Annotated in this window: 23 protein-coding genes; 19 read left to right on the forward strand and 4 right to left on the reverse strand. The window is 68.6% G+C overall.

Annotation, left to right across the window (positions count from 1 at the left end; all coding sequences use genetic code 11):
- Positions 1–22 precede the first annotated feature (22 nt).
- From F464_RS0100795 to F464_RS0100825, 7 genes are all read left to right on the forward strand, one after another.
- Complete coding sequence (locus F464_RS0100795; protein ID WP_026295634.1) at positions 23–1,639, forward strand: DUF1302 family protein; 1,617 nt, start codon at positions 23–25, stop codon at positions 1,637–1,639.
- Positions 1,640–1,656: 17 nt separating this feature from the next.
- Positions 1,657–2,982 carry a DUF1329 domain-containing protein gene (locus tag F464_RS0100800; protein ID WP_018987857.1) on the forward strand — a complete coding sequence of 442 codons (1,326 nt, stop codon included), beginning with the start codon at positions 1,657–1,659 and terminating at the stop codon, positions 2,980–2,982.
- A 128-nt stretch (positions 2,983–3,110) separates the two neighbouring features.
- Positions 3,111–5,096, forward strand: a complete 1,986-nt coding sequence (locus F464_RS0100805; protein ID WP_018987858.1) for an AMP-binding protein — start codon at positions 3,111–3,113, stop codon at positions 5,094–5,096.
- 21 nt (positions 5,097–5,117) lie between these two features.
- A complete protein-coding gene (locus F464_RS0100810) occupies positions 5,118–5,816 on the forward strand; it encodes a CoA transferase subunit A (protein ID WP_018987859.1) in 699 nt (232 codons plus the stop codon).
- 2 nt (positions 5,817–5,818) lie between these two features.
- Positions 5,819–6,466, forward strand: a complete 648-nt coding sequence (locus F464_RS0100815) for a CoA transferase subunit B (protein WP_018987860.1) — start codon at positions 5,819–5,821, stop codon at positions 6,464–6,466.
- Between the two features lie 366 nt (positions 6,467–6,832).
- Entirely contained in the window at positions 6,833–8,878 is a 2,046-nt protein-coding gene (locus F464_RS0100820) for a sigma-54-dependent Fis family transcriptional regulator (RefSeq protein WP_018987861.1), read from the forward strand.
- Positions 8,879–9,180: 302 nt separating this feature from the next.
- Positions 9,181–10,359, forward strand: a complete 1,179-nt coding sequence (locus F464_RS0100825; protein ID WP_018987862.1) for a DesA family fatty acid desaturase — start codon at positions 9,181–9,183, stop codon at positions 10,357–10,359.
- Here the strand turns inward: F464_RS0100825 and F464_RS0100830 are convergent.
- Positions 10,350–11,513, reverse strand: a complete 1,164-nt coding sequence (locus F464_RS0100830; protein WP_018987863.1) for a MalY/PatB family protein — start codon at positions 11,511–11,513, stop codon at positions 10,350–10,352. The genes F464_RS0100825 and F464_RS0100830 overlap by 10 nt on opposite strands.
- Positions 11,514–11,638: 125 nt before the next feature.
- Here F464_RS0100830 and F464_RS0100835 point away from each other — a divergent pair, with 125 nt between their 5' ends.
- Positions 11,639–12,604 carry an MBL fold metallo-hydrolase gene (locus F464_RS0100835; protein ID WP_018987864.1) on the forward strand — a complete coding sequence of 322 codons (966 nt, stop codon included), beginning with the start codon at positions 11,639–11,641 and terminating at the stop codon, positions 12,602–12,604.
- A gap of 19 nt (positions 12,605–12,623) precedes the next feature.
- Here the strand turns inward: F464_RS0100835 and F464_RS27690 are convergent, their stop codons facing one another.
- Positions 12,624–13,289, reverse strand: coding sequence for a tetratricopeptide repeat protein (locus tag F464_RS27690; protein ID WP_018987865.1), 666 nt, complete (start codon positions 13,287–13,289; stop codon positions 12,624–12,626).
- A gap of 101 nt (positions 13,290–13,390) precedes the next feature.
- On the opposite strand from F464_RS27690, the gene F464_RS0100845 reads away from it, so the two are divergent.
- From F464_RS0100845 to F464_RS0100870, 6 genes are all read left to right on the forward strand, one after another.
- Positions 13,391–14,212: a tRNA threonylcarbamoyladenosine dehydratase gene (locus tag F464_RS0100845; RefSeq protein WP_018987866.1), complete on the forward strand. Its 822-nt coding sequence runs from the start codon at positions 13,391–13,393 to the stop codon at positions 14,210–14,212.
- Positions 14,209–14,601 (forward strand): sirohydrochlorin chelatase, encoded by a 393-nt coding sequence (locus F464_RS0100850; protein WP_018987867.1) that lies wholly within the window; start codon positions 14,209–14,211, stop codon positions 14,599–14,601. The genes F464_RS0100845 and F464_RS0100850 overlap by 4 nt, the downstream gene beginning before the upstream one ends.
- A gap of 173 nt (positions 14,602–14,774) precedes the next feature.
- Positions 14,775–15,827, forward strand: a complete 1,053-nt coding sequence (locus F464_RS0100855; protein ID WP_018987868.1) for an efflux RND transporter periplasmic adaptor subunit — start codon at positions 14,775–14,777, stop codon at positions 15,825–15,827.
- A 10-nt stretch (positions 15,828–15,837) separates the two neighbouring features.
- Positions 15,838–19,089: an efflux RND transporter permease subunit gene (locus tag F464_RS0100860; protein WP_026295635.1), complete on the forward strand. Its 3,252-nt coding sequence runs from the start codon at positions 15,838–15,840 to the stop codon at positions 19,087–19,089.
- On the forward strand, positions 19,086–19,310 hold the full coding sequence (locus tag F464_RS0100865) for a YgaP family membrane protein (protein WP_018987870.1): 225 nt from the start codon (positions 19,086–19,088) through the stop codon (positions 19,308–19,310). The genes F464_RS0100860 and F464_RS0100865 overlap by 4 nt, the downstream gene beginning before the upstream one ends.
- Positions 19,311–19,521: 211 nt before the next feature.
- Positions 19,522–19,833, forward strand: coding sequence for a PilZ domain-containing protein (locus F464_RS0100870; RefSeq protein ID WP_018987871.1), 312 nt, complete (start codon positions 19,522–19,524; stop codon positions 19,831–19,833).
- Between the two features lie 18 nt (positions 19,834–19,851).
- Here F464_RS0100870 and F464_RS0100875 read toward each other — a convergent pair whose 3' ends face one another.
- Positions 19,852–20,358, reverse strand: a complete 507-nt coding sequence (locus F464_RS0100875; protein WP_018987872.1) for a disulfide bond formation protein B — start codon at positions 20,356–20,358, stop codon at positions 19,852–19,854.
- Between the two features lie 245 nt (positions 20,359–20,603).
- On the opposite strand from F464_RS0100875, the gene F464_RS0100880 reads away from it, so the two are divergent.
- Positions 20,604–21,203 carry an FMN-dependent NADH-azoreductase gene (locus F464_RS0100880; protein WP_018987873.1) on the forward strand — a complete coding sequence of 200 codons (600 nt, stop codon included), beginning with the start codon at positions 20,604–20,606 and terminating at the stop codon, positions 21,201–21,203.
- Between the two features lie 97 nt (positions 21,204–21,300).
- Positions 21,301–22,194, forward strand: coding sequence for a pirin family protein (locus F464_RS0100885; RefSeq protein ID WP_018987874.1), 894 nt, complete (start codon positions 21,301–21,303; stop codon positions 22,192–22,194).
- Between the two features lie 193 nt (positions 22,195–22,387).
- Here F464_RS0100885 and ybiB read toward each other — a convergent pair whose 3' ends face one another.
- On the reverse strand, positions 22,388–23,308 hold the full coding sequence (ybiB, locus tag F464_RS0100890; RefSeq protein ID WP_018987875.1) for a DNA-binding protein YbiB: 921 nt from the start codon (positions 23,306–23,308) through the stop codon (positions 22,388–22,390).
- Between the two features lie 49 nt (positions 23,309–23,357).
- Between ybiB and F464_RS0100895 the strand changes: the two genes are divergently transcribed.
- Genes F464_RS0100895 through F464_RS30775 form a run of 3 tightly spaced genes read left to right on the forward strand, consistent with a single transcriptional unit; the run spans position 23,358 to position 25,283 of the window.
- Positions 23,358–24,242 (forward strand): 2-hydroxy-3-oxopropionate reductase, encoded by an 885-nt coding sequence (locus F464_RS0100895; protein WP_018987876.1) that lies wholly within the window; start codon positions 23,358–23,360, stop codon positions 24,240–24,242.
- Positions 24,242–25,123: an NAD(P)-dependent oxidoreductase gene (locus F464_RS0100900; RefSeq protein ID WP_018987877.1), complete on the forward strand. Its 882-nt coding sequence runs from the start codon at positions 24,242–24,244 to the stop codon at positions 25,121–25,123. The genes F464_RS0100895 and F464_RS0100900 overlap by 1 nt, the downstream gene beginning before the upstream one ends.
- Complete coding sequence (locus F464_RS30775) at positions 25,116–25,283, forward strand: hypothetical protein (RefSeq protein WP_018987878.1); 168 nt, start codon at positions 25,116–25,118, stop codon at positions 25,281–25,283. Before F464_RS0100900 ends, F464_RS30775 begins: the two co-directional genes overlap by 8 nt.
- Positions 25,284–25,343: the final 60 nt, after the last annotated feature.

Raw genomic sequence — 25,343 nt, forward strand, 5'->3', positions numbered from 1 at the left:
CAAAACCAAAAGGAGCGAGGAGATGAGGAGCAAGGGAGTAGCGAAATTCAGGGCGTCGGTGCTGGCGGTGGCCGCGGCCCTCGCCGGCATGGCCGGGAGCCCCGCGCGGGGCGCAGAAACGGGGAACTACGAGATTGCAGCGTTGGGGATCGGCGACCCGCCCGCGAAGTCCTGGGCCGCCGACGACTTCAGCTTCAACCTGTCGGGCTACGCGCGCGGCTGGGTGTCGGTGAACCTGCAGGACCAGCCGGAGCTGAAGGCGATCGGCGAGGACAGCAAGGGCAAGCTGTCGATGGTGCGCGGCTCGCTGCTGCTCGACGCCGATGCGAAGACCGGGGCGATCAAATGGAAGGCGATTGGCCGCGTCGACCGCGAGTACAAGACCGATTACCTGAACGACCTCGAGCGCCTGCGCGCGACCAACGGCACCGACCGCGGCGGCCACGCGAGCAGCATCCTGGACAACTACAACCATGGCGAAGTACGTGAGTTCTGGGCCGAGATCCCGTTCGGCGACCGCGTCACGGTCAAGGCCGGCAAGCAGCAGCTGGTGTGGGGCGAGTCCGACTTCTTTCACGCGATGGACCTCGTGCATGGCTACGACCTGTCGTGGCGCCTGTTCTTCGAGGGCGAGAACGAGGAATGGCGCAAGCCGCTGACGCTGATCTCGACCAAGATCCGCGTGCCCGAGGCCGACGGCATGCTCGCGGCCTACGTCCGGCCCGGCGTCGACCGTTGCGAGGATATCGGCAATACCTACGATATCCAGGGCGGGCGCTGGTTCTTCCAGCCCTATCGCGGCTTCGACCTTACGGCGGTCACGAACAAGGACTGCGACCATCCCGCCGGCGACTACCGCGACATCACCGGGGGCGTGCGCTGGTCGGGCGAGGCCTTCGGCTTGAACTACTCCTTCGCGTGGCTCACGACCTTCTCGGCCGATCCGGTCGCCAACTCCGCGTTCAGACCCTACAAGAAGGCCCCGTCGGGTGCGGTGTTCGATCTCATCCACCCCCAGATCGACGTCTATGGCATGACGGTGAGCGGCTACAGCGCGACGCTGGGTGCGGTGCTCAGTGCCGAGATGGCCTACACCAAGGACCAGCCGTACAACGTCGGCACCGGCGCCTTCCTCGATCCGGCCGTGCCCGGCAACGTGGGGATCGGTCTCGGCGGCGTGAAGCTCAAGGACACGCTGACGACGATGCTGCGCGTCGATAAGGACCTCGACCTGCAGGGCATCTTCGGCACCTCGCGGCCCTCGTTCTCGTCGATCCAGCTGTTCGACACGCAGGTGCTGAACTTCAAGGAGTCGGACGACCTCGTGCGCCTGTTCGCGTACGGCACGCCGCTCACCGAGCACAACACCATCCTGACCGCGTTCACGACGCTGAACTACCGCAACGACACGATCAATCCGGGCTTCGCGGTCGGCTTCGATCTCAGCCACGGCGGCGGCTTCGCGATTCCCAGCGTGTCATTGACGCTCGACGACAAGTGGTTGGCCCGCATCGAGGCGGACCTCTTCTGGAGCGGCGACCGCTCGAACAAGGTCGCCTTCAGCGGCCAGCGTTCGCAGCTCTTCGGCTACTTCGACAAGGCCAGCCAGCTCGTTTTCCGTCTGACCCGGCAGTTCTAAAAGAGAGGAGACACACCATGCAGAAGATTTTCCGACCCGCCGTCCGTCCCTCGGTGCGGCAACTCGCGACCGGCGGCACCCTCGGTCTGATGCTCCTGTTCGCGGCCCACGGCGCAAACGCCAAGGTCCTCGAGCCCGGCTTCATCATCACGAAGGACAACCTTGCGAGCATCAAGGACGACACCTTCGAGGGCAAGACCATCGCGAGCATGATCCCCGAGAAGCTCGAGTGGATGATCACGAACTACGGCCTGACCATCAAGATCGCGCACTCGAAGAAGATCGAGATGGATCCGAAGTACGTCGAGGCGACGAAGAAGTGGTCGAAGGACGTGAAGTTCAACCCGGCCGATCGCACCGTCACCGGCTGGAAGGCGGGCATGCTGTTCCCGCCCGAGGCGATCAAGATGGACGACCCGAACGCGGGCGACAAGGTGATCTGGAACCTGCGTGCGGCGACCTACGGCGCGACGATGGACCTGCGCGACATCGCGTGGGTGTTCCTCGACGCGAAGAAGGGCTACGAGCGTGTGCAGGCCTTCCAGTCGCGGCGCTACTACATGGAAGGGCGGCTCGATGGCGGCCCGGTCTCCGTGGGCGACGGCGACGTCTCGCAGAAGACCTACTTCGTCGCGCACTACCCGCAGGACATTCGCGGCCTGGGTACCTTTTCCATGCGCTACAACCAGCCCGACTCGGCCAAGCCGGACGATTCCTACGCCTACCTGAAGTCGGTGCGCCGCACCCGGCGCCTGTCCGGCGGCGCGTGGATGGACCCGATCGGCGGGACCGACCAGCTCTACGACGACTGGGACATCTGGGACGCGTGGCCGACCAAGTACACGCAGAACAAGCTGATCGAGAAGCGCTGGGTTCTGGCGATCGCGCACAGCCCGGACGTCAGCGTCGACACCACGCAGCCCTGGTCGGAGCCGCAGAAGCGCTTCCCGCGCATCAACATGGCCGAGCCGCCGTTTGCCAATCCGGCCAAGGACGTCGAATGGGAGCCGCGCGAGGTGTATGTCGTCGAAGGCACGCCGCCCGCGGAGCACCCGTACAGCAAGAAGGTGGCCTACATCGAGGTCGATTTTCCGCGGCCGTATCTGGGCTACGCGCTCGACCGCAAGGGTGAGTTCTGGAAGATGTTCATCTTCCAGAACCGGCCCGACACCGGCGACGACGGCTACAAGGCGGTCATGCCGGTGGTCGGCCACATCATCGACGTCAAGCGCGGGCACGCCACCAACTGGTCGTCGAACATGAAATCGAACCCGAAAGGCGTGAAGGACACCGACGTGTCGCTGAACGTCCTGGAGGAGGTCGCGACCGGCGCCGGTCGCTGACCGCGCCGCCGCGAGCGCGCCGATACCGAAGTCTCCCCCTTGGTCCGCCCCAATCAGGTTCGGGGCGGACGCTTTTCCCGGGGGAAGGCGCGCCGCAGCAGCGAGACCTCAAGACGGAGAACCTTGCCATGAACACCTACACCGCGACCGGTTGCGACCGGGACTCGACGCAGCTCGCGCGCTTCATGCGCCGCCACGGCGACGCGGACCTCGACGCACTGCGCGAACGTGCAGTCCGCGAGCCCGAGCGCTTCTGGGACCAGGTCCTCGACGCCATCGACCTGCGTTGGGTCACGCCCTACAGGCAGACGCTGGATCTTGCCGGCGGCGTGATGTGGCCGAAATGGTTCGTCGGCGGCCGCCTGGATCTCGTCGACAACCTCGTCGGCAAGCACGCCCGCGCGACGCCGACGAAGATCGCGATCCGCTGGGAAGGCGACCGCGGCGAACTGCGCACGATCAGCTACGCGGAACTCGCCGCCGAAGTGGAGCGCGTCGCAGCCGGATTGCGCGCGCTGGGGGTGGGCGAGGGCGACCGCATCGCGCTCTACCTGCCGATGATCCCCGAAGCGGCCGTGATGATGCTTGCCGCGACGCGCATCGGGGCCATCTTCATTCCCTTCTTCTCCGGCTACGGCGCGGATTCCGTCGCGCAGCGCGTGCAGGACTGCGAGGCGCGCGTGCTGGTGTGCGCGAACGGTTATTACCGCCGCGGAAAACGCGTCGACATGCTGGCGGACGCCCGCGCAGCGGTACGCCAATGCCCGTCGCTGCGCCAGCTCGTCGTCGTCGATCGCCTTGGCAGCGGCATCTCGCCCGATGCGGGCGGTGCTGGCGACTGCATCGAGTTCGACTACCGCCGCCTGCCGGTGACCGTGTCGAGCTGCCCGCTCACGGCTTTCCCTGCCGACCAGACGCTGATGCTGATCTACACCTCCGGCACCACCGGCAAGCCCAAGGGCGTCGTGCACACCCACGCCGGTTTCCCGGTGAAGGCGGCGCAGGACCTGCTGATGGCGTTCGACCTGCGCGCCGACGACACCCTGATGTGGGTCACCGACATGGGCTGGCTGATGGGGCCGTGGATGGTCTACGGCGGCCTGATGCTCGGCGCGACCCTGGTGTTCTTCGAAGGCACGCCGGACCACCCCGACGCCGGCCGCCTGTGGCAGGTCGTCGAGCGCCACGGCGTCACGCACCTGGGCCTGTCGCCGACGCTGGTGCGTCTGCTGATGGCGCGCGAAGGCAGCCTCCCGGCGCCGCACTCGATCGCGACGCTGCGTCTGTTCGGCTCGACCGGCGAAGCCTGGAACGAGGCGCCGTGGCGCTGGCTGTTCGAGGAAGCCGGCCGTTCGCGCCGCCCCATCATCAACTACTCCGGCGGCACCGAGATCGGCGGCGGCATCCTCGCCTGCTTCCCCGGCCTGCCGCAGAAACCCGGCTCCTTCAACGGCCCGATCCCCGGCGTCGCTGCCGACGTGCTCGACGCCGCGGGACAGCCGGTGCGCGGCACGGTCGGCGAACTCGCGATCCGCCAGCCCTGGCCAGGAATGACCAACGGCTTCTGGCGCGATGCGACGCGCTACCAGGAGGCCTACTGGTCGGTGTGGCCGGAGGTCTGGGCGCACGGCGACTGGGCACGCGTCGACGAGGACGGTCACTGGTTCGTGCACGGGCGCAGCGACGACACGATCAAGGTCGCCGGCAAGCGCGTCGGCCCCGCCGATTTCGAGTCGGCGCTGGTCTCGCATCCGCTGGTCGTCGAGGCGGTCGCGGTCGGGGTGCCGGACGAACTCAAGGGCGAAGCGGTCGTGTGCTTCGTCACCGTCGCCGACTCCGCACAGCGCTCACAACGATCGTGGGACGACTGCGAAGCCGAGCTCGTCGAGCACGTCGGCCGCCTGCTCGGCAAGCCGCTCCGACCGTCCCGCGTGCATCGCGTGGACGCGATTCCCAAGACCCGCAACGGCAAGACAGTGCGCCGCGTGATGCGTGCAGCCTACCTCGGCTCGGCTCTCGGCGACCTGTCCGCGATCGAGAACCCCGATGCCATCGCCGCCGTCGGCGAACTCGGCGCGCATCGCCCCGTTCCTGCCGACGCGCTGCCCACCTGATCCCCACCCCAGGAGAAACTCATGAGCAAACTCTACCCGGACGCGACGACGGCCTTGGCCGACGTCGTGCGCGACGGTCAGACCGTCGCCGTCGGCGGCTTCGGTCTGTGCGGCATTCCCGAGATGCTGATCCACGGCCTGCGCGACTCCAAAGCGCGCGACCTGACGGTCATCAGCAACAACGCCGGCGTCGACGGCATCGGCCTCGGCCTGCTGCTCGGCACGCGGCAGATCCGCAAGATGGTCGCCTCCTACGTCGGCGAGAACGCGGAGTTCGAGCGCCAGCTGCTGTCGGGCGAACTCGAGGTCGAGCTCACGCCGCAGGGCACGCTCGCCGAGAAGCTGCGCGCGGGCGGCGCCGGCATCCCCGCCTTCTATACGCGTACCGGCGTCGGCACCCTGGTCGCCGAAGGCAAGGAGGAGCGCGACATCGACGGCAAGCGCTACCTGCTGGAGCGTTCGCTCACTGCCGACATCGCGCTGGTGAAGGCGTGGAAGGCCGACCGCGCCGGCAACCTCGTCTATCGCAAGACCGCGCGCAACTTCAACCCGGTCGTCGCCACCGCCGGCCGCATCACCGTCGCCGAAGTCGAGGAACTGGTCGAAACCGGCACCCTAGACCCCGACCACATCCACACCCCCGGCGTCTTCGTCCAGCGCATCGTCGTCAATCCGCGCCCGGCGAAGCACATCGAACAACGCACCACACGGCAGGAGTGATCATGGCCTGGACACGCAACGACATGGCGCGCCGCGCTGCGCAGGAACTGCGCAGCGGCTTCTATGTGAACCTCGGCATCGGCATGCCGACCCTGGTCGCGAACCACATCCCTCCCAGAATGGACGTGTGGCTGCAGTCGGAAAACGGCCTGCTCGGCATCGGGCCGTTCCCGACCGAAGCCGAGGTCGACGCCGACCTCATCAACGCCGGCAAGCAGACCGTCACGACGCTCGCCGGCAGCAGCATCTTCAGCAGCGCGGACTCCTTCGCGATGATCCGCGGCGGCCACATCGACCTCGCGATCCTCGGCGCGATGCAGGTCAGCGAGCACGGCGACCTCGCCAACTGGATGATCCCAGGCAAGCTCGTGAAGGGCATGGGCGGGGCGATGGACCTCGTCGCCGGCGTGCGCCGCGTGATCGTGATGATGGAGCACTGCAGCAAGGACGGCGCGCCGAAGATCCTGCGCCGCTGCGAACTGCCGCTCACCGGCGTCGGCGTCGTCAATCGCATCATCACGGATCTGTGCGTGCTCGATGTCACGCCCACCGGCTTGCGCCTCGTCGAGACCGCGCCGGGCGTCGACGTCGGCGACGTGCTTGCCTGCACCGGCGCACCGATCGAGTCGGGCGAACTGGTATCCGGCTGAGTCGTCCGGCCGACCGTACGATTTTCGAACGCCGGCCGGACGAAAGCGTCCGGAAATCGTACGGTCGGCGCACAATGGATGCCGCCGGGTGGGGCAGTCCTCCGCGGCCGGGATCGGGGCATTTCGCCCGCGACCGCGTTCTGCGGGGCAGGCGGGATTACAACTAAAGTAAGTCCTGTTTCTGGCACCTCCTTTGCTATTCTTCCTAGGCGCGAGCACTTTGTTGCACGCGAATTCGCCGGAGATTTCACGCACCGCAAAACACACACACAACGCGCTCTCGCCTGCAGAACCTACAGGACCCCGTCCAATCGGCTGCGCACGACGCGGCTCGCGGCGAAGAGCGCTCACAGGAGGAGAGACTTGATGACACGGGTGCCCGAAGGGCAGATGTTTTCCGACCCGGGTAGCGACGCCGCCGTGATGGCGGCGTGGGAACGCTTTCTCGATGGCGCAAGCCGGCCGTCCGATTCCTTGCGCACGCTCGTCGACCGTTCGTGGCAGCGTTGCCAGGAGCAGAACGTCGATCCCGACAAGCGCAGCGCGCCGCCGCCGGTGGAAGAGTCGATGCTGGCGTCGATGAAGGAGCACCACGGCGAGCTGCTGCAGGCCAGCGCCCCGATCATGGCCTGTGCGCGCGATTTTCTCGCGGAAACCGGCACCGTGATGGCGCTGGCCGATACGAGCTGTACGATCCTGACGATGGAGGGCGACAATCCGACGATCGGGACCGCCGAGAGCATCCATCTGCTGCCGGGCGTCTCCTGGAGCGAACGGATCTGCGGCACGAACGCGATCGGCACGGCGCTGGCGGTCGGCGAACCGGTGCAGATCCACTCGGCCGAACACTACTGCGCCGGCATCAAGCGCTGGACCTGTTCGGCGACGGTGATCCGGCATCCGCACGATGGCGAGATCATCGGCGTCGTCGACGTCTCGGGCCTGTCCGAAACCTACAACCGCCAGAGCCTCGCGCTGGTCGTGACGACCGCCAGCCGCATCGAGAACAAGATCGCGATGCGCGAGATGGAGCGGCGCTACCACCTGCTCGAAGCCTCGCTGCAGCGCTGGTCCAACGGCACCGACGGCCTCGTGCTGTTCGACCGTCGGGGCTACCCGGTGCGCGCCAACGAGATCGCCCAGGCGGCGATGACCTCGCTCGGTGCCGACCTCGACCTCTCGGCGCCGCGCCGCGTCACGGCGCTGGCGATCGGCGACAACGGCGAACTCGTGCGCACGCCGGCGCTGCCCGCCTGGTTGCGGCCCGAATGGCTCGAGCCGGTGTACGGCGCACAGCGCCAGCGCCTCGGCACTCTGCTCGTCCTGCCGCTGCCGCGCATCGGGCGCGCCATCTCGGGGGAGGGCGCACGCCGCCTCGCCAGCGAGTCGGTGGTGGCGGCGAACGACATGCCCTCCGGCTTCACCTCCATCATCACCCGTGACGCCGCGCTGCGCGAAGCCGTGCGCAAGGCCGACCAGCTCGCGCGCTCCAAGGTCCCGGTGCTGCTGCTGGGCGAGACGGGCGTCGGCAAGGAAGAATTCGCCCAGGGCCTGCACAAGGCCAGCCCCTTCCGCGACGGTCCCTACGTCGCGCTGAACTGCGGCGGCCTGTCGCGCGAACTCCTCGCCAGCGAACTCTTCGGCTACGTCGACGGCGCCTTCACCGGCGCGCGACGCGGCGGCATGGTCGGCAAGATCGAGGCCGCCAACGGCGGCACGCTGTTCCTCGACGAGATCGGCGAGATGCCGCTCGACCTGCAGCCGCACCTGCTGCGCGTGCTCGAGCAGAGCGAGATCTACCGCCTGGGCGAGAACGTGCCGCGCAAGGTCAGCTTCCGCCTCATCGCCGCGACCCACCGCGACCTGCGCAAGGAAGTCGCCGACGGCCGCTTCCGCATGGACTTCTTCTACCGCGTTGCGGTGACCTCGATCCGCATCCCGCCGCTGCGCGATCGCGTCGGCGACGTGCGCGAGCTCGCCCGGCACTTCGTCGAACGCTTCTCGAAGCAGCACGAGCTCGGGGCGCGCCGTTTCGACGAGGATCTGCTCGCCCGGCTCGAGAGCTACGGCTGGCCGGGCAACGTGCGCGAACTGAGGAACGTCGTCGAGAGCGTGCTGCTGATGAGCGACGGCGAATGCGTCGGCATCGACGCCTTGCCGCCGGAGCTGCTCGGCATGGCCGATTCGCCGGTCAGCGCGCCGGTCGCGACCGCCCTCGGCGCGCTCGCGACGAACGTGCCGGTCGGCAGCATCGCGGAAGGCGAGGTGGAACTCATCCGCCGCGCGATCGCCGCCACCCACGGCAACCTCACGCGTGCCGCACGCGAGCTCGACATCGCCAAGAGCACGCTGTACCAGAAGGTGAAGCTGTACGGGCTGGAGCACGACATCGGACGGGTGCGCGCGGGCTGAGGCGCCGTCCGCACGTTTCCTTTCCTGACGCGGCGAACCGGGCGACCGGTTCGTTTTTTTTCACCCTGTGTGTTCGAACCCGCGGCAGGGCGTGCGGCGAAACTTTCGCGGGCGGGGAATCTTTGTCTCGCGCCGGGCTCTGACCAGCTTGTCCGGCGAATGCGGGGAAGGGCGCTGGCTGACGGCCTGCGTGGACGGTCCCGTGTTCGGTGCGACGAGTGTGTCGTCGCGCGCGATGCGCCGACGGCGGGCTGTGCCGGCCCCCGGGCCGGGCGCAGCAGACCTGTACGAAGGACTCCCCCATGCTGCAAGCCGTCTTCGAACTCTCCTGGTGGGCCTACATCGCGGTGACGCTTGCGCTCACCCACGTGACGATCGCTGCCGTCACGATCTTCCTGCACCGCCATCAGGCGCATCGCGCGCTCGAGCTGCATCCGGCGACGAGTCATTTCTTCCGCTTCTGGCTGTGGCTGACGACGGGCATGGTGACGCGCGAGTGGGTGGCGATCCATCGCAAGCATCATGCGCGCTGCGACGACCAGGGCGATCCTCACAGTCCGCAGCTGTACGGCATCCGCCGCGTGCTATGGATGGGCGCGGAGCTTTACCGCGCCGAGGCGCAGAACGCGGATACGATCAGCCGGTACGGCCGCGGCACGCCCGACGACTGGCTGGAGCGCAGGGTCTACGCGCGCCACCCGATCCTGGGCGTGGCCCTGATGCTGGTCGCGGACCTCGTGCTGTTCGGGCCGATCGGGTTGACGATGTGGGCGGTGCAGATGATGTGGATCCCGTTCTTTGCCGCCGGCGTCGTGAATGGCGTCGGGCATTTCTGGGGCTACCGCAGTTTCGCGACCGGCGATGCGTCGCGCAACATCGCGCCGTGGGGCATCCTGATCGGCGGGGAGGAGCTGCACAACAACCACCACGCCTACAGCACGTCGGCGCGGCTGTCTAACCGCTGGTGGGAATTCGATATCGGCTGGATGTACATCCGCCTGCTGCAGGCGCTGGGCTTCGCGAAGGTGCTGCGCGTCGCGCCGCGGTTGCGCATCAGGCGGGGCAAGGACGTGTGCGATGCCGAGACGGTGCAGGCGGTGATCACGCACCGCTTCGACGTGTTGTCGACCTATGCACGTTCCCTGCGGCGTACGGCCGCGGCCGAGATCCGCGCCCTGCGAGCCCGTGCGGTGCCGGGTATCGAGGAGCGACGCGTGCTGCGGGCGTTGCGGCTGTGGTTGCAGCGCGACGCGGCAGCGCTCCCCGCGACGGACCGCGAGGCGCTCGAGCGCGCGCTCGAATCGAGCCCGGTGCTGCGCACGATCGCCGCCAAGCGGCGCGACCTCGCGGCGCTGTGGGAGCGCTCGGTCGGTTCGAAGGAGCAGCTCGTGCGCCAGCTCGAGGAGTGGTGCCAGTCCGCGGAGGCGAGCGGGATCGCTGCGCTGCGCGATTTCTCGCGCCGCCTGCGCTGCTACGCCTGAGCCGTGCGCGCGCGCAGGGCGCGTTGCATGCGCTGCAGCGCTTCGGTGAGCAGCGCGCGCGGGCAGCCGAAGTTCAGGCGCACGAAGCCGGGCATGCCGAAGGGGGCGCCATCGGACAGGCCGACGCCGGCGTCCTCGAAGAAGCGCATCGGTTCTTCGAGGACGGCGCCGCGGCAGTCGATCCACGCGAGGTAGGTCGCTTCGGGGCGGGTCGTGGCGAGGCCGGGCATGGAGGCGACGGCATCCATCACCAGGTCGAGGTTGCCGCGCAGGTAGTCGAGCAAGGCCGCGCGCCACGGGCCGCCGTCGCGGTAGGCGGCTTCGGCGGCGACCAGGCCGAGCAGGTTGTTGTGCGGCACGACGCCGCGCATCTCGTGGCGGAAGCGCCGGCGCAGCGCGGGGTCGGGGATGATCGCGAAGGCGCAGTAGAGCGCGGGGATGTTCCAGGTCTTGGACGGCGCCATCAGCGTGATCGTGCGCCGGGCGGTCGATTCGTCGAGCGCGGCGATCGGGATGTGGGGCATGGCCGGGTCGAGGACGAGGCCGCAGTGGATCTCGTCGGAGCAGATCGTCAGGTCGTGCCGCTCGGCGAGCCGGGCGAGCCATTCGAGTTCGTCGCGGTCGAACACGCGACCGACAGGGTTGTGCGGGTTGCACAGCATCAGCAGGCGAGTGCGCGCGGTGATGGCATCCTCCACTGCGGCGCGATCCCATCCCCAGCGGCCGTTCTCCAGCCTGAGCGGGCGCGTGACCAGGCGCCGGTCGCTGTTGCCCGGCGCGGTGAGGAAGGGCGGATACACGGGTGTCGCGGTGAATACTTCGTCGCCCGCTTCGCCGGTCGCGCGGCAGGCGAGGTTGAAGCCGGAGACCACACCCGGCAGCCACACGATCCAGTCCGCCTCGATGCGCCACGCGTGGTCGCGGGCGATGCCGTCGATGACGGCTTCCGCGAGACCGGGCCAGGGATCGGTGTAGCCGAAGACGCGGTGGTCGATGCGCGCGCGGATCGCGTCGATGACCGGCGGTGGCGCCGGGAAGTCCATGTCGGCAACCCACAGCGGGAGGACGTCGCGTCCGGCGTAGCGGCCCCATTTTTCGCCGGGCACGGCGCTGCGGTCGGGAACGTGGTCGAAATCGAATGGCGCGGGCGACATCGTTGCGGATCCTTGGTGGCGGAGTGTTGCGGATTAGGTGAGTTGGGGATTTCCCTTCGGGAATTGTCCGTGGGCGAGGGATACAATTACACAAAACGACCCGCTGGCGTTGGAGGAAGACAATCGTGCAACACCTCACGGCCCACCCCGATGGCATCCTTGCGGTGGATTCGGGCTATTGCCACCCCGGCCTTGCGGCCATACACGTCATCATCCACGAGGGGCGTGCGGCCGTCGTGGACACCGGCACCAATGCCTCGGTGCCGCGTGTGCTGGCGGCGCTGGCCGCTGCGGCGATCCCGCCCGAGCGCGTGCAGTGGGTGATCCTGACGCACATCCACCTCGATCACGCCGGCGGTGCCGGTAGCCTGATGTGCGCGTTCCCGAACGCGAAGCTCGTCGTGCATCCGCGCGGCGTGCGCCACATGATCGATCCCGCGAAGCTGTGGGAAGGCACCTCGGCCGTGTATGGCGCGGAGCGTGCCTTCGCGCTGTACGGCCGGCTCGCGCCGGTCGAGGCCGAACGCATCGTCGCGACCGAGGAGGACATGGTGCTCGACCTGGGCTCGCGCAAGCTGCGCATCCTGCACACGCCCGGACATGCGAAGCACCATATCTGCATCTGGGACGAGACCGCGCGCGCCTTCTTCGCCGGCGACACCTTCGGCCTGTCCTATCGTGAGTTCGACGTCGATGGCCGGCCCTCGGTATTCCCGACAACGACGCCCACGCAGTTCGATCCGGATGCGCTGCACGATTCGATCCACCGCCTGGTGAGCTATCGTCCCGACGCGATGTACCTGACCCACTACAGCCGCGTGACCGGCGTGGACCGGCTCGCGGCCGACCTGCACCGGCTGATCGATACACAGATCGCCGTGGCATGCGCGGCGCGCGGCGAAGGGGTCGCCCGCCATGTCGAGATCCTGGCCGGGCTGGAGCAGATCGTGCGCGAGGAGGCCGAGCGTCATGGCTGGCCGCTGTCGGAGGAGGAAATCTTCCGGGTGTTGCGGACCGATCTCGAGCTCAATGCGCAGGGCCTGGGGATCTGGCTCGACGACTGCGCCTTGCGCGAACTGAGCACGGCCTGATCCGTAGCGGGCCCGGGGCCTATCGCGGCTCGTCGCGGGGGCCCGCCCGCAGCGTTTCATACTTCGCCCGGGCGGCCGGGTCGTCCTGCAAGGCCGCCTGGCCGTACCAGTGTTCGGCCTGCCGCAGATCGGCCGGCAGTCCTTCTCCCGATTCGTACATCGACGCGATGATGTACTGTGCCCCGGCGTGTCCCGCGCGGGCTGCCGCGAGGTACCAGTGCGCCGCTTCGGCGAGGTCTTGCGGCATGCCGTGGCCGACGTAGTACATGGTCGCGAGGCTGACCTGGGCTTCGGTGTGCCCCTGCTCGGCTGCGCGGCGATACCACTCCGCCGCCGTGGGGAGCGATTTCGCGACGCCGTTGCCGTGGTCGTACAGCAGCGCGAAGTTGAACTGCGCCTGGGCCAGCCCCGCGCCGGCCGCGCGCCTGAGCCAGCGCCACGCGGCATCGGGTTCCGGTGCGGTGGTTTCCTTGCGGTACAGCATCATCGCCAGGTTGAATTGCGCGAGGCGGTTGCCGGCGCGTGCAGCGCGGTCGAACAGCTGCGCCGCTTCTTCCAGGCGGCCGGCCTCGTAGGCGCTGACCGCGCTCTGCGCCAGCGCGGCAGGGGGGGTGTTATCGGCGTGGGCGGTTGCGGCCCCGAGCAGGCCGGCGGCCAGCATCGTACGGCATGCCAGATGGCGCATCGTGGGTCCTCCAATGGCTTGTTGGAGCGGAAGCGTGCGGGCGAGTTCATCGCGGCCGTGCTGCGGTAACATCCGCGCTTCTGCGTGCAACGGTAATCGCCATGTCCGGCCCGAGTCCCGAATCCCCTGTCGAAGTCGATCGCGAGCGCCGTTTCGGCGGCATCGCCCGCCTGTACGGGGCCGATGCGCCCGCGCGCCTGGAAGCCGCGCATGCGTGCGTGATCGGCGTGGGCGGCGTGGGCTCGTGGATCGCCGAAGCCCTGGCGCGCAGCGGGGTGGGGCGCATCACGCTGATCGATCTCGACCATGTCGCCGAGTCCAACATCAACCGCCAGATCCATGCGTTGGACCCGACCCTGGGGCAGGCCAAGGTGCTGGCGATGGCCGAGCGCATCCGTGCGATCAATCCGCATGCGCGTGTCGAGGTGATCGAGGACTTCGTCACGCCCGATAACGCGACCGATCTGCTGCACGACTTCGACGTCGTCGTCGACGCGATCGACAACGTGCGTGCGAAGGTCGCGATCGTACTGGTGTGCCGGCGGCGGCGCATCCCGCTGATCGTCGCGGGCGGTGCCGGGGGCAAGACCGATCCGGGGCGCATCCGCGTCGATGACCTGTCGCGCACCGAGCAGGACCCGCTGCTCGCCAAGGTGCGCAAGCGCCTGCGCAGCGAGCACGGCTTTCCGCGCAACCCGAAGCGCCCGTTCGGCATCGAGGCGGTGTATTCGTGCGAGCCGCTGCGCCTCGACGACCTCGCGTGCGACCTGCCACACGGACCGCAGGGGCTGGCGTGCGCGGGCTACGGTTCGAGCGTTGCGGTGACGGCATCGGTCGGCATGTTCGCGGCAGCGCGCGCGATCGAACGTCTGCTGGCGCCGCCGGTCGACCCCAGTCCGGAAACTGTCGAGAGCGAATCATGAGCGATGCAAATGCGGTGGTGCTGTTCGGGCATGGCGCCCGCGATCCCGAATGGGCGCGGCCGATGCTGCGCACGCGCGATCATCTGCGCACGCAGGCCCCCGCGCTGCGGGTCGAACTGGCCTTCCTCGAATTCATGACGCCGACGCTGGAGGAGGCCATCGACGCGCTGGTGCGCGACGGCGTCCGGCACATTTCCGTCGTGCCGATGTTCATCGCGCAGGGTGGGCACCTGAAAAGCGACGTGCCCAAACTCATCGGCGCCGCGCGCGCGCTCCATCCCGGCTGCGAAATCTCGCTCGCACCGGCGGTCGGGGAGGCGGACGGCGTGATCGCCGCGATGGCCACCTTCGCGCTGCAGTGCAGCGGGATGTCTCCCGGCGGGGATTGATCGGCCACGAATACCGTTCGGGCCGAGCCCTTCGACTTTGCTCAGGACAGGCCTGTCGAAGCCCTGTTCCAGCCCTTCGAGGAGCGCAGGGCGAACTGCGGCACCGCGTTGCCGCCTCCATCATTTGCGGTGGTCCCGTTGACTTGGATGAATATAAGAATAAACTTATATTCATGACGAGATATTCCATCATCCGGATCGCTTTGCCCGCGCTTGCGCTGGCCCTCGCAAACCTCGCGCAGGCGCAGGTGCCCACGCAGCGCATCGAGGCGCGTGCGGTCGGCCTGACCCATCCCGCCGAGGCCACGCTCGAAGCGGTGCACCAGGCCACGCTCGCGGCCCAGGTGCCCGGCCGCATCGTCGAACTCAGGGTCGACGCCGGCGACCGCGTCGCAAAGGGGCAGGTGCTGTTGCGCATCGACGCCGCGGAGGCGAGCCAGGCCGTCGCCGGCGCCGAGGCGGGCATCGCGCAGGCGCAGGCCAACCAGATCAACGCGAAAGCGGCCTACGAGCGCACGAAGAGCCTCGTCGAGCGCAAGTTCGTCAGCCAGTCGGCACTCGACCAGGCCAAGGCGTCCTTCGACGCGGCCGAGGCCCAGCTGCGCGCGGCGCGCGCGGGGCGCGGGCAGGCGGCGACGGTGCAGGGCTATACGACGATCGTCGCGCCGCTGGCGGGGCTGGTCGCGGCGCGCCATGTCGAGCAGGGCGAGATGGCCCAGCCGGGGCGGCAGCTCGTGACCGTCTACGACCCCGCCGCGATGCGTGCCGTGGTCGACGTGCCGCAGCAGCGCCTCGCCGGCCTTGCGTCCGGGCAGATCCGGGCGCGCGTCGAGCTTCCCGATTCGGGCCGCTGGCTCGATGCCGCGAGTGTCACGGTGCTGCCGGCCGCCGATCCGCGCACCCACACCGTGCGCGTGCGCGTGGATCTGCCGGCGAACGCCGAAGGGCTCGTGCCCGGGACCTTCGCACGCGTGCATTTCGCGACCGGCGAAGGTTCGCGCATCGCGGTTCCCGCCGGCGCGATCCTGCGCCGGGGCGAAGTGACCGGCGTATATGTCGCCGACGGCAAGGGCGGCTTCGCGCTGCGTCAGGTCCGCGCAGGCGAGCCGCTCGCGGACGGCAGCGTCGAGGTGCTGGCGGGGCTCGCCGGGGGCGAGGAAGTCGCGCTCGATCCGGTGCAGGCGGGCATCGTCGCACGTGCCGCCCGCAACGGCGCCGCGCGCTGAGGGGGCGGCCATGAGCGCTCCGCTCGGCATCTCCGGCCGTATCGCCGGCGCCTTCCAGCGCAACGCGCTGACGCCTCTCCTCGCGCTGATCCTGCTGCTGATGGGGGTGTTCGCGACGCTGGTGACGCCCAAGGAGGAAGAGCCGCAGATCGACGTCACGATGGCCAACGTGCTGGTGCCCTTCCCCGGCGCTTCCGCGCGCGACGTCGAGGCGCTGGTCGCGCGCCCCGGCGAACAGGTGCTGTCGCGCATGGCGGGCGTCGAGCATGTGTATTCCGTGTCGCGGCCCGGCATGGCGGTGATCACGGTGCAGTTCGAGGTCGGCGTGCCCAACCAGGATGCGCTGGTGCGCCTGTACGACACCGTGCATTCGAACAAGGACTGGTTGAGCCCGCAGCTGGGCGTCGGCGAGCCCATCGTCAAGCCCAAGGGCATCGACGACGTGCCCATCGTGAGCCTGACCTTCTGGACTGAGGACCCTCAGCGCACGGGCTTCGACATGCAGCAGGTGTCGCGCGCGGTCGAGCTCGAGATCAAGCGCATCGCGGGCACGCGCGACGTCGCGACCATCGGCGGGCCGGGTCATGTCGTGCGCGTGCTGATGGACACGCAGCGCATGAACGCGCATGGCGTCACCGCGCAGGACGTGCGCGCCGCGCTGCAGCTCGCGAATGCCTCGCAGCCTGCGGGCAGCCTCGTCGCCGGCAACCGTGAGGTGCTGGTGCAGACCGGCACCTATCTCGAATCGGCCGATGACGTGCGCAGCCTCGTGGTCGGCGCGGCCGGCGGCAAGCCGGTGTACATGCGCGACGTCGCCCGCATCGAGGATGGGCCGGATCAGCCGTCGCAGTACGTCTGGTTCGGCACCGGCGCGGCAGCGGCGCAGGCCGGCATCGCGGAGAACGGCGTGTTTCCCGCGGTGACGCTGTCCGTGTCGAAGAAGCCCGGCGCCAACGCCGCCGATGTCGCTGATGCAGTGCTGGCGCGCGCCGAGGCGTTGCGCGGCGAGCTGATCCCTGAGGGGGTGAATTTCACCGTCACGCGCAACTACGGCCAGACTGCCAACGACAAGGCCAACACCCTGATCGGCAAGCTCGTGTTCGCGACCTCGGCGGTCGTGCTGCTGGTGTTCTTCGCGCTCGGCCGGCGCGAGGCGTTGATCGTCGGGGTCGCGGTGGGCTTGACGCTCGCGGCGACGCTGTTCGCGTCCTGGGCGTGGGGTTTCACCTTGAACCGCGTAAGCCTGTTCGCGCTGATCTTCTCGATCGGCATCCTCGTCGACGATGCGATCGTCGTGGTCGAGAACATCCACCGCTGGCACACCCTGGAACCGGATTCGCCGCTGTGGAAGCTGATCCCGCGCGCCGTCGACGAAGTCGGCGGACCGACGATCCTCGCGACCTTCACGGTAATCGCGGCGCTGCTGCCGATGGCCTTCGTGACCGGCCTGATGGGGCCGTACATGAGCCCGATCCCGATCAACGCGTCGATGGGCATGTTCATCTCGCTCGCGGTGGCCTTCGTCGTTACGCCCTGGCTCGCGCAGCGCCTGCTCAAATCCGTGGATGCACATCACCACGAGGGCGAGGACAAGCTCACGGCGCGCCTCGACCGCGTCTTCCGCGGCGTCATGACGCCGATGCTCGACCCCGTGCGCGGCGGCGGCGCGCGCCTAAAACTGTGGCTGATCGTCGTCGCGCTGATCGTCGTGTCGGTCGCGCTGCCGGTGTTCAAGCTCGTCGCGCTGAAGATGCTGCCGCTCGACAACAAGAGCGAATTCCAGGTCGTGCTCGACATGCCGGTCGACACTCCGGTCGAGGAAACCGCGCGCGTGCTGCGCGAGATCGGCGAATACCTCGGCACGGTCGGGGAGGTCAGCGACTGGCAGGCCTATGCCGGCACCGCGAGCCCGATCAACTTCAACGGCCTGGTGCGCCAGTACTACCTGCGCAGCGGCCCGGAGGTCGGCGACATCCAGGTGAACCTCGTCGACAAGAAGCACCGCAGCCGCAAGAGCCACGAGATCGCGACGGCGGTGCGCGCCGAAGTCACACGCATCGCGCGCGCGGCGGGCGGCAACGCGAAGACCGTCGAAGTGCCGCCCGGCCCGCCGGTGCTCTCGCCCATCGTCGCCGAGGTGTACGGGCCGGACTACGCCGGGCAGACCGCCGCCGCGCGCAAGATCCGGGCGGCCTTCGAGGGCACGGCGGACATCGTCGACGTCGACGACACCGTCGACGAGGCGGCGCCCAAGCTCGTGCTGCGCGTCGACCAGGCCAAGGCCGCGCGCATGGGCGTCGCACAGGCCGACATCGTCGAGGTCGTGCGCCTGGGGTTGTCGGGCGAGAACGTCACGCCCATCCACGGCGGCGACAACAAGTACGAGATCCCGGTGCGCATTCAGCTCCCGTCCGAGCGCCAAAGCAGCGTCGATGCGCTGCTCGCGCTGAAGGTGCGCGCGCGCGACGGCACGCTGGTATCCGTGTCCGAGCTCGTCACGGTGCAGGACACCACGCGCGAGCAGGTGATCTACCGCAAGGACCTGCTGCCGGTCGTGTACGTCACCGGCGACATGAGCGGGCGGCTCGATTCGCCACTCTACGGCATGTTCGACATCCGCTCGCAGATCAACGGCATGGCGCTCGAAGGGCCGGGGCTCGGCGGCACGCTGGGCGAATGGTTTATCCGCCAGCCTACGGAGGCTTATGCGGGCTACAGCGTGAAGTGGGACGGCGAATGGCAGGTCACCTACGAGACCTTCCGCGACATGGGCGCGGCCTACGCGGTCGGCCTGATCCTGATCTACCTGCTGGTCGTCGCGCAGTTCCGCAGCTACCTCGTGCCGCTCATCATCATGGCGCCGATCCCGCTCACGATCATCGGCGTCATGCCCGGCCACGCGCTGCTCGGCGCGCATTTCACCGCGACCTCCATGATCGGCATGATCGCGCTCGCCGGCATCATCGTGCGCAACTCCATCCTGCTGGTCGATTTCGTCAATCAGCAGGTGCGCGCGGGCGTCGAACTCGGCGAGGCGGTGATCCGCGCCGCCGCGGTGCGCGCCAAGCCGATCGGCTTGACCGCGCTCGCGGCGATGATCGGGGCGCTCTTCATCCTCGACGACCCCATCTTCAACGGGCTGGCGATCAGCCTGATCTTCGGCATCTTCGTGTCCACCGTGCTGACGCTGGTGGTCATCCCGGTGCTGTATTTCGCCGCGATGCGGGGCCGCATCGCGCAACTGCAAGGAGAAACACCATGACGCTGACCGTCAACCAGTTCGTCCGCATCTTCGCCGGCGCCTTCGTGCTGATCTCGCTCGCGCTCGGCGTGGAGGGCTCGCCGCTGTTCGTGAGCAAGAACTTCCTGTGGTTCACCGCCTTCGTCGGCGCGAACCTGTTCCAGAGCGGCTTCACGCGCTTCTGCCCGCTGGAGATCTTCCTGCGCAAGGCTGGCGTGCCGGACGGCGGCAGCTGCCGCTGAACCGGGCACATGAACGGCATCGCGAACTCGTAGGGCGGGAGGAGCCGAAGGCGTATCCCGCCATCGGACGATGACGCCCCGCGTGCATGTCGCCGTGGCGGGATGCGTTGTGCTTTTCCTGCGTCGGAGCCGGGTCGGTAAAACGATTCGGCGTGGATGACGGGCGGGGGCTACAATCGGCATGTCATCGACCCCGCCGCCCGCCTGGCCCATGAACGATCGCACGTCCCATATCGAACGTCGTCTCGACCGCCGCATCCCGCTCGGCTGCCCGGCCGCGATCCGCCTGAAGACCGGCGAGACGATACGCGGGGAATGCGTCGAGATCAGCGTCGGCGGGATGACGCTGCGTGCGCCCTACGTGCCCGGACAGGCCGAAGTGCTGGAAGTGACGGTGGCGGTGCCCGGCAACGGCTCGGTCGCGCGTCCGCCGCTGGTGACTCGGCTGGAGGTCAAGCGCTGCCACGCATTGGGGCAGGGCCTGTACGAGATCGGCGGCACGACCGTGCGCGTCGTCGGCTGACGCGCACCATCCGGGAAATCAGCCGCGGAGTTTTCCGCGCACGATCAGCGTGACCGCCCCGATCGCGACCAGCGTCAGCATCACGAGCGACCAGTTCGCGATCGATAGTCCCAGGAAGCTCCAGTCGATCTTGGAGCAGTCGCCCGCGCCCTGGAAGATCATCGGCAGCGCATCCGCGAGCGGGAAGCTGCCGAGCATGAATTCGAGGTCGGGGCCGCACTCGGCGATTTCCGGCGGATAGATCTGGATCCACGTCTGACGCGCTGCCACGCCCGCACCGGCAAGGGCTGCGATCAGGATCAGCCCCGAATAGACGCGCGTGCCCGTGCGCCCGGGATTGTGCAGGCCCGCGACCAGCGCGAAGAGCGCGATCGCGATGAATGCATAGCGCTGCATGATGCACATCGGGCAGGGCTCCAGGCCGATGACGTGCTGCAGGTATAGCCCGAACCCGAGCAGGCCGACGCAGGCGGCGAACAGCCCGAGGAAGAGGGTGCGGGATGACGATGCGGATGAATTCATCATGGGCGTGAGCGGGTGAGTGAGGCGCGATTGTAGGTCAGTCCGCGCGGTTCGTCGCTTGCGGGCGGAAAAAGTTCAGTGCTGCGTCCCGATGCAGCCCTGATGGAATGCCGGCGGGCGCATGGGTGGCACGGAAAAGGCGATTTGAAGCGGATCGAGCAATAGTGTTGTGCAGCTTTCCGGATTTTTCCGCAACAATGCTTCCCCTAAAGTGACCCCATCGACAAACCACATCGATGGAGAACCTAATGAACATCCTGCAAATCAATTCCAGCGCCCGTGCCGCCGCTTCCGCTTCCTCCCGTGTTGCCAACAGCATCGTCGAGCGCCTGCGTGCCGGAAACCCCGGTGCCAACCTGGTCGTCCGCGATCTCTCCAGCAACCCGCATCCCATCCTCGACGAAGCCGCGCTGGGCGCGCTCTTCACGCCCGCCGACCAGCGCACGTCCGGGCAGGCTGCCCGCGTCGCCCTCGACGACGCGCTGATCGCCGAGATCCAGGCTGCCGACGCCGTCGTGCTGGGTGTGCCGATGTACAACTTCGGCGTGCCGGCTCAGCTCAAGAACTGGATCGACGCGATCGCCCGCGCCAATGTGACCTTCCGGTACACCGCGAACGGTCCGGAAGGCTTGCTGAAGGGCAAGAAGGTGTATATCGCGTTTGCGCGGGGCGGCAAGTATCGCGGCACCGAGGGCGACTCGCAGGTGCCGTATCTGAAGACCGTGCTCGGCTTCCTGGGCATGACGGACATCAGCTTCGTCTTCGCCGAAGGCCTCGCCATGGGTCCGGAAGCGGAACAACAGGCCTTCGCCGACGCCCAACGCGACATCGAGGCGGCTTTCGCGTAAGCGTCGCGCTGCCTTGCACACCCGGACGCCGGACAGATAGATCCGGCGCCGGAAAAAACACAGAGAGCACCCCTGACCCCGACAGGAGAACCAGACCATGTCCGACACGAAACAGCAACGCAAGAGTGAAGACGTCACCCGCTCGCGCAGCGTCGAGCGCCTCGTGGCCGGGCAGGCTACCTCTGACGGCGCCGGCGTCAAGCTCACCCGCGTGCTGACCCAGCCGCTGCAGCGCCGCCTCGACCCCTTCCTGATGCTCGACGCCTTCGGCAGCAACGATCCGGGCGACTACATCGCCGGCTTCCCGGATCATCCGCACCGCGGCTTCGAGACCGTCACCTACATGATCGCCGGCCGCATGCGCCACCGCGACAGCGCGGGTCATGAAGGCCTGCTCGAGAACGGCGGCGTGCAGTGGATGACCGCCGGAAGCGGTGTGGTCCATTCCGAGCTTCCCGAGCAGGAAGAGGGCGTGATGGAAGGCTTCCAACTGTGGCTGAACCTGCCGGGGCGCGACAAGATGTGCGCACCGTGGTACCGGGATTTCGCTGCGGGCGACCTGCCCACCTTCACGACCGGTGCCGGTGCGGAGGTGACCGTGATCGCCGGCGAGAGCCACGGCGTCGCGGGGGCGGTGACGCGCGACGCGACCGCTCCGCTCTATCTCGACATCCACCTGCCCGCGGGCGCCCGTTTCGCGCAGTCCCTGCCGGCCGGGCACAACGCCTTTGTCTACGTGTATCGCGGCGACGCCTCGGTCGGCGGCACGCGAGTGGCGGTGCAGCGCATGGCGATCCTCGCCAACGATGCTGCAGCGGACGGGGTCGTGATCGAAGCCGGAGAGGCGCCGGCGCGCGTGCTGCTGATCGCCGGGCAGCCGCTCGGCGAGCCGATCGCGCAGTACGGCCCCTTCGTGATGAACACGCAGGCCGAGATCCACCAGGCGCTGGCGGATTACCGCGACGGGCGTTTCGCGCCGATCGCCGGCTGACCCCGAGCCGCACCGCCTGTCCTGCGCCCGGCAGGAGAGGCTTTAGCTACGGCGGGAGTTTCCCCTCCCTGAGCTTTCGCCGTGGTTGAAGTCTCTCCTGCCGGGCGTGGTCTTCGTCGCCATGCTCCGCTTCTCTTCCTGCAAGACACTCCCACAGGATGCCGGCCGCTATCGCATCATGAGAACGCAGCTTTCAGGCGTCGTTCGCGAGCCGCACCAGCAGCGCGGCCTGATCGAGCACCGGCTGCGGCACCGCCACCTTGCCGGCCAGCATCGCGCGGATCAGCGCCGCATTCTCGTCCACGCCCGGTGCGTCGGGCAGCCCTTCCAGCGGCGGTGCGCCGCCTTCCTCCGCGGGCCACGCGAGTTCCGCCGCGCCATCGCGGAACACCTGCATCGCCGGCCGCCGGCGCGGGTTCGCGTAGGCCTCGCCCTCGGTGCCACGCATCAACATCGCCCGTCCGCCGTCCGCGACGAGGAATTCGTGCATGCGCTCGACGTACTCCGGGTGGGTCACGGCGACGACGCGTACGCTGCGCCCCATGCACGGATCCACGAGCTTCGCCATCGTGTGCCCGCTGCCGCGCACACCCAGGCGCAGGCGCAGCGCGAGCAGGCGGTCCAGCCCCGGCAGCAGCTCGTCCAGGCGCAGGCAGGCGATGCGCTTTTCGGCAATTTCGCGATGCGCCTCGCCGATGCCGAGCGCCGGATGGATGCCGAGCGCCGCGAGCAGTTCGAACGGGCTCGTGCGCGACTCGAAATCGTGCCGCCCCTGGATCAGCACCGGCACGCCCTCGCGCGCGAGCAGCAGCGCGACCAGCGGCATCAGGTTGGCCTGGCGGCGTGCGCCGTTGTAAGTCGGCAGGATCACGCAGCGCGGGCCCGGCGGCACCGCGAGCTGCGGGCAGCGGGCGTCGATCGCGCGCTTGAAGCCCAGCAACTCGTCGCGCGACTCGCCCTTGATGCGCAGCGACACGACGATCGCGCCGAGCTCCAGGTCCGGCACCCTGCCGTCCAGCATGTCGCCGAACAGCTGCTCCGCCTGCGCGGCGTCGAGGTCGCGCGCACCCTTGGCGCCGCGGCCGATTTCCTTGATGATGGGGGCGTAGGTCATGGCGGCGATTATGCGTCGCCATGCGCGTTCCAGCCACAGGAGAATCGAAATGGAAGTCGGATTCGTCGGCCTCGGCCTGATGGGGCGCCCGATGGCGCTGAACCTGATGAAGGCAGGGCACAAGGTGCATGTGTGGAGCCGTCGGCGCGAGTCGATGCAGCCGCTGCTCGACGCGGGCGCGGGGGATTGCGCGAGCGCGGCGGAGGTCGCGGCGCGCGCCGAAGTCGTCATCAGCATGGTCGCCGATGCGCCCGACGTCGAACAGGTCGCGCTGGGGCCGCAGGGCGTTGCTGACGGCGCACGTCCCGGCCTGGTCTTCGTCGACATGAGCACCATCGCCCCGGCCGCGGCGCAAGCGATTGCCGCGAAGCTCAAGGCGCGCGGCATCGAGATGCTGGACGCACCGGTGTCGGGCGGCGAGATCGGCGCGATCAACGCGACGCTGACGATCATGGTCGGCGGCGATGCGGCCGCGTTCGAGCGTGTGAAGCCCGCCTTCGAGGCGATAGGCAAGACGGTGTCGCTGATAGGCGCAAGCGGTGCCGGCCAGGTCGCCAAGGCGTGCAACCAGATCCTCACCGGCGTCGGCGTTGCCGCGGTGGCCGAGGCGATGAATTTCGCGAAGAAGAGCGGCGTGGACGCGGCGAAGGTGCGCGAGGCCCTGCTCGGCGGCTTCGCCTACTCGCGCGTGCTGGAGAACCACGGCCAGCGCATGCTCGACCGCAACTTCAAGCCCGGCTTCAAGGCCTGGATGCACCAGAAGGACCTGCGCATCGTGATGGAAGAGGCGCACCGCCTCGGCCTCGCGCTGCCCACGTCCGCGGCGACCGCGCAGATGCTCAACGCGATGGTGGGCAGCGGCCTGGGCGAGAACGACTCGATCGCGATGCTCAAGCTCCTCGAACGCATGAGCGGCGGGGAAGGGCAGGACTGATGGACGTCGGATTCGTCGGCCTGGGCGCGATGGGGCGCCCGATGGCGCAGCATCTGCAACGCGCCGGCCATCGCCTGCACCTTTGGGCACGCCGCCCGGAGAGCGTCGCGCCGTTCGCAGGCACGGATGTCGTCGTGCATGCGACGCCGGCCGAAGTCGCCGCGGCGACCGATGTCGCGTTCACGATCATCACGACCAGCGAGGACGTCGCGCGCGTCGCGCTGGGCGAGCGCGGCTTCATCGAGGGCGCGCGGCCGGGTTGGGTGCATGTGGACATGAGCACCATCGCCCCGGGCACGACGCGCCGGGTCGCCAGCGCGCTGGCGGCGCGGGGTGCCGCGATGCTCGACGCGCCCGTGTCGGGCGGATCGGTCGCCGCGGAGGCGGGGACGGTCGCGATGATGGTCGGCGGCGACGCGGCCGTGCTCGAACGCGTCCGTCCCCTGCTGGAATGCTTCGCGCGTGCCGTCGTGCATGTCGGCGACAACGGTGCGGGCGAAGTCGCCAAGGCGTGCAACCAGATGGTGATGGTCGCGGCGATCCAGGCCTGCGCCGAGGCGATGCTGCTCGCGCAGGCGCACGGCGTCGATCCCGCGAAGGTACGCGAGGCGCTGATGGGCGGCTCGGCATCCTCGGGCATGCTCGACGTGATGGGTGAGCGCATGATCCGCCGCGATTTCGCGGCCGGCATCGAGGCGCGCCTGCATCACAAGGACTTCGGCATCCTGATGGACGAGGCCGCGCGCCTCGGCACGCCGCTGCCGGTCGCGGCACAGGTGTGGCAGCAGCTCAACGCGCTGATGTCGCAGGGTGGCGCGCATAGCGACACGTCGAGCCTGCTCTGCGTGCTGGAGCGCGCGTCCGGGCGCGGCGATGAGTGACGATCCGCTCTCGGGCCTCGTCGGCGCCTATGTCGCCGACGTGCTCGGCGACAAGGCCGCGCGCAAGTGGCGCTGGGTGCGCTGGCTGCGCTATGCGGGCGGGGTGATGTTGTTCCTCGTGATCGCCCTGCTGGTGCTGCTCTCCCTCGCCAACCCGTAGTGCGTCCGCGGCAGTCGCAGGGCGGGAGGAACCGAAGGCGGATCCCGCCGTGCGGCGGCC

Source organism: Aromatoleum toluclasticum ATCC 700605 (assembly GCF_000378245.1).
In the GTDB taxonomy this organism is placed as follows: Bacteria; Pseudomonadota; Gammaproteobacteria; order Burkholderiales; family Rhodocyclaceae; genus Aromatoleum; species Aromatoleum toluclasticum.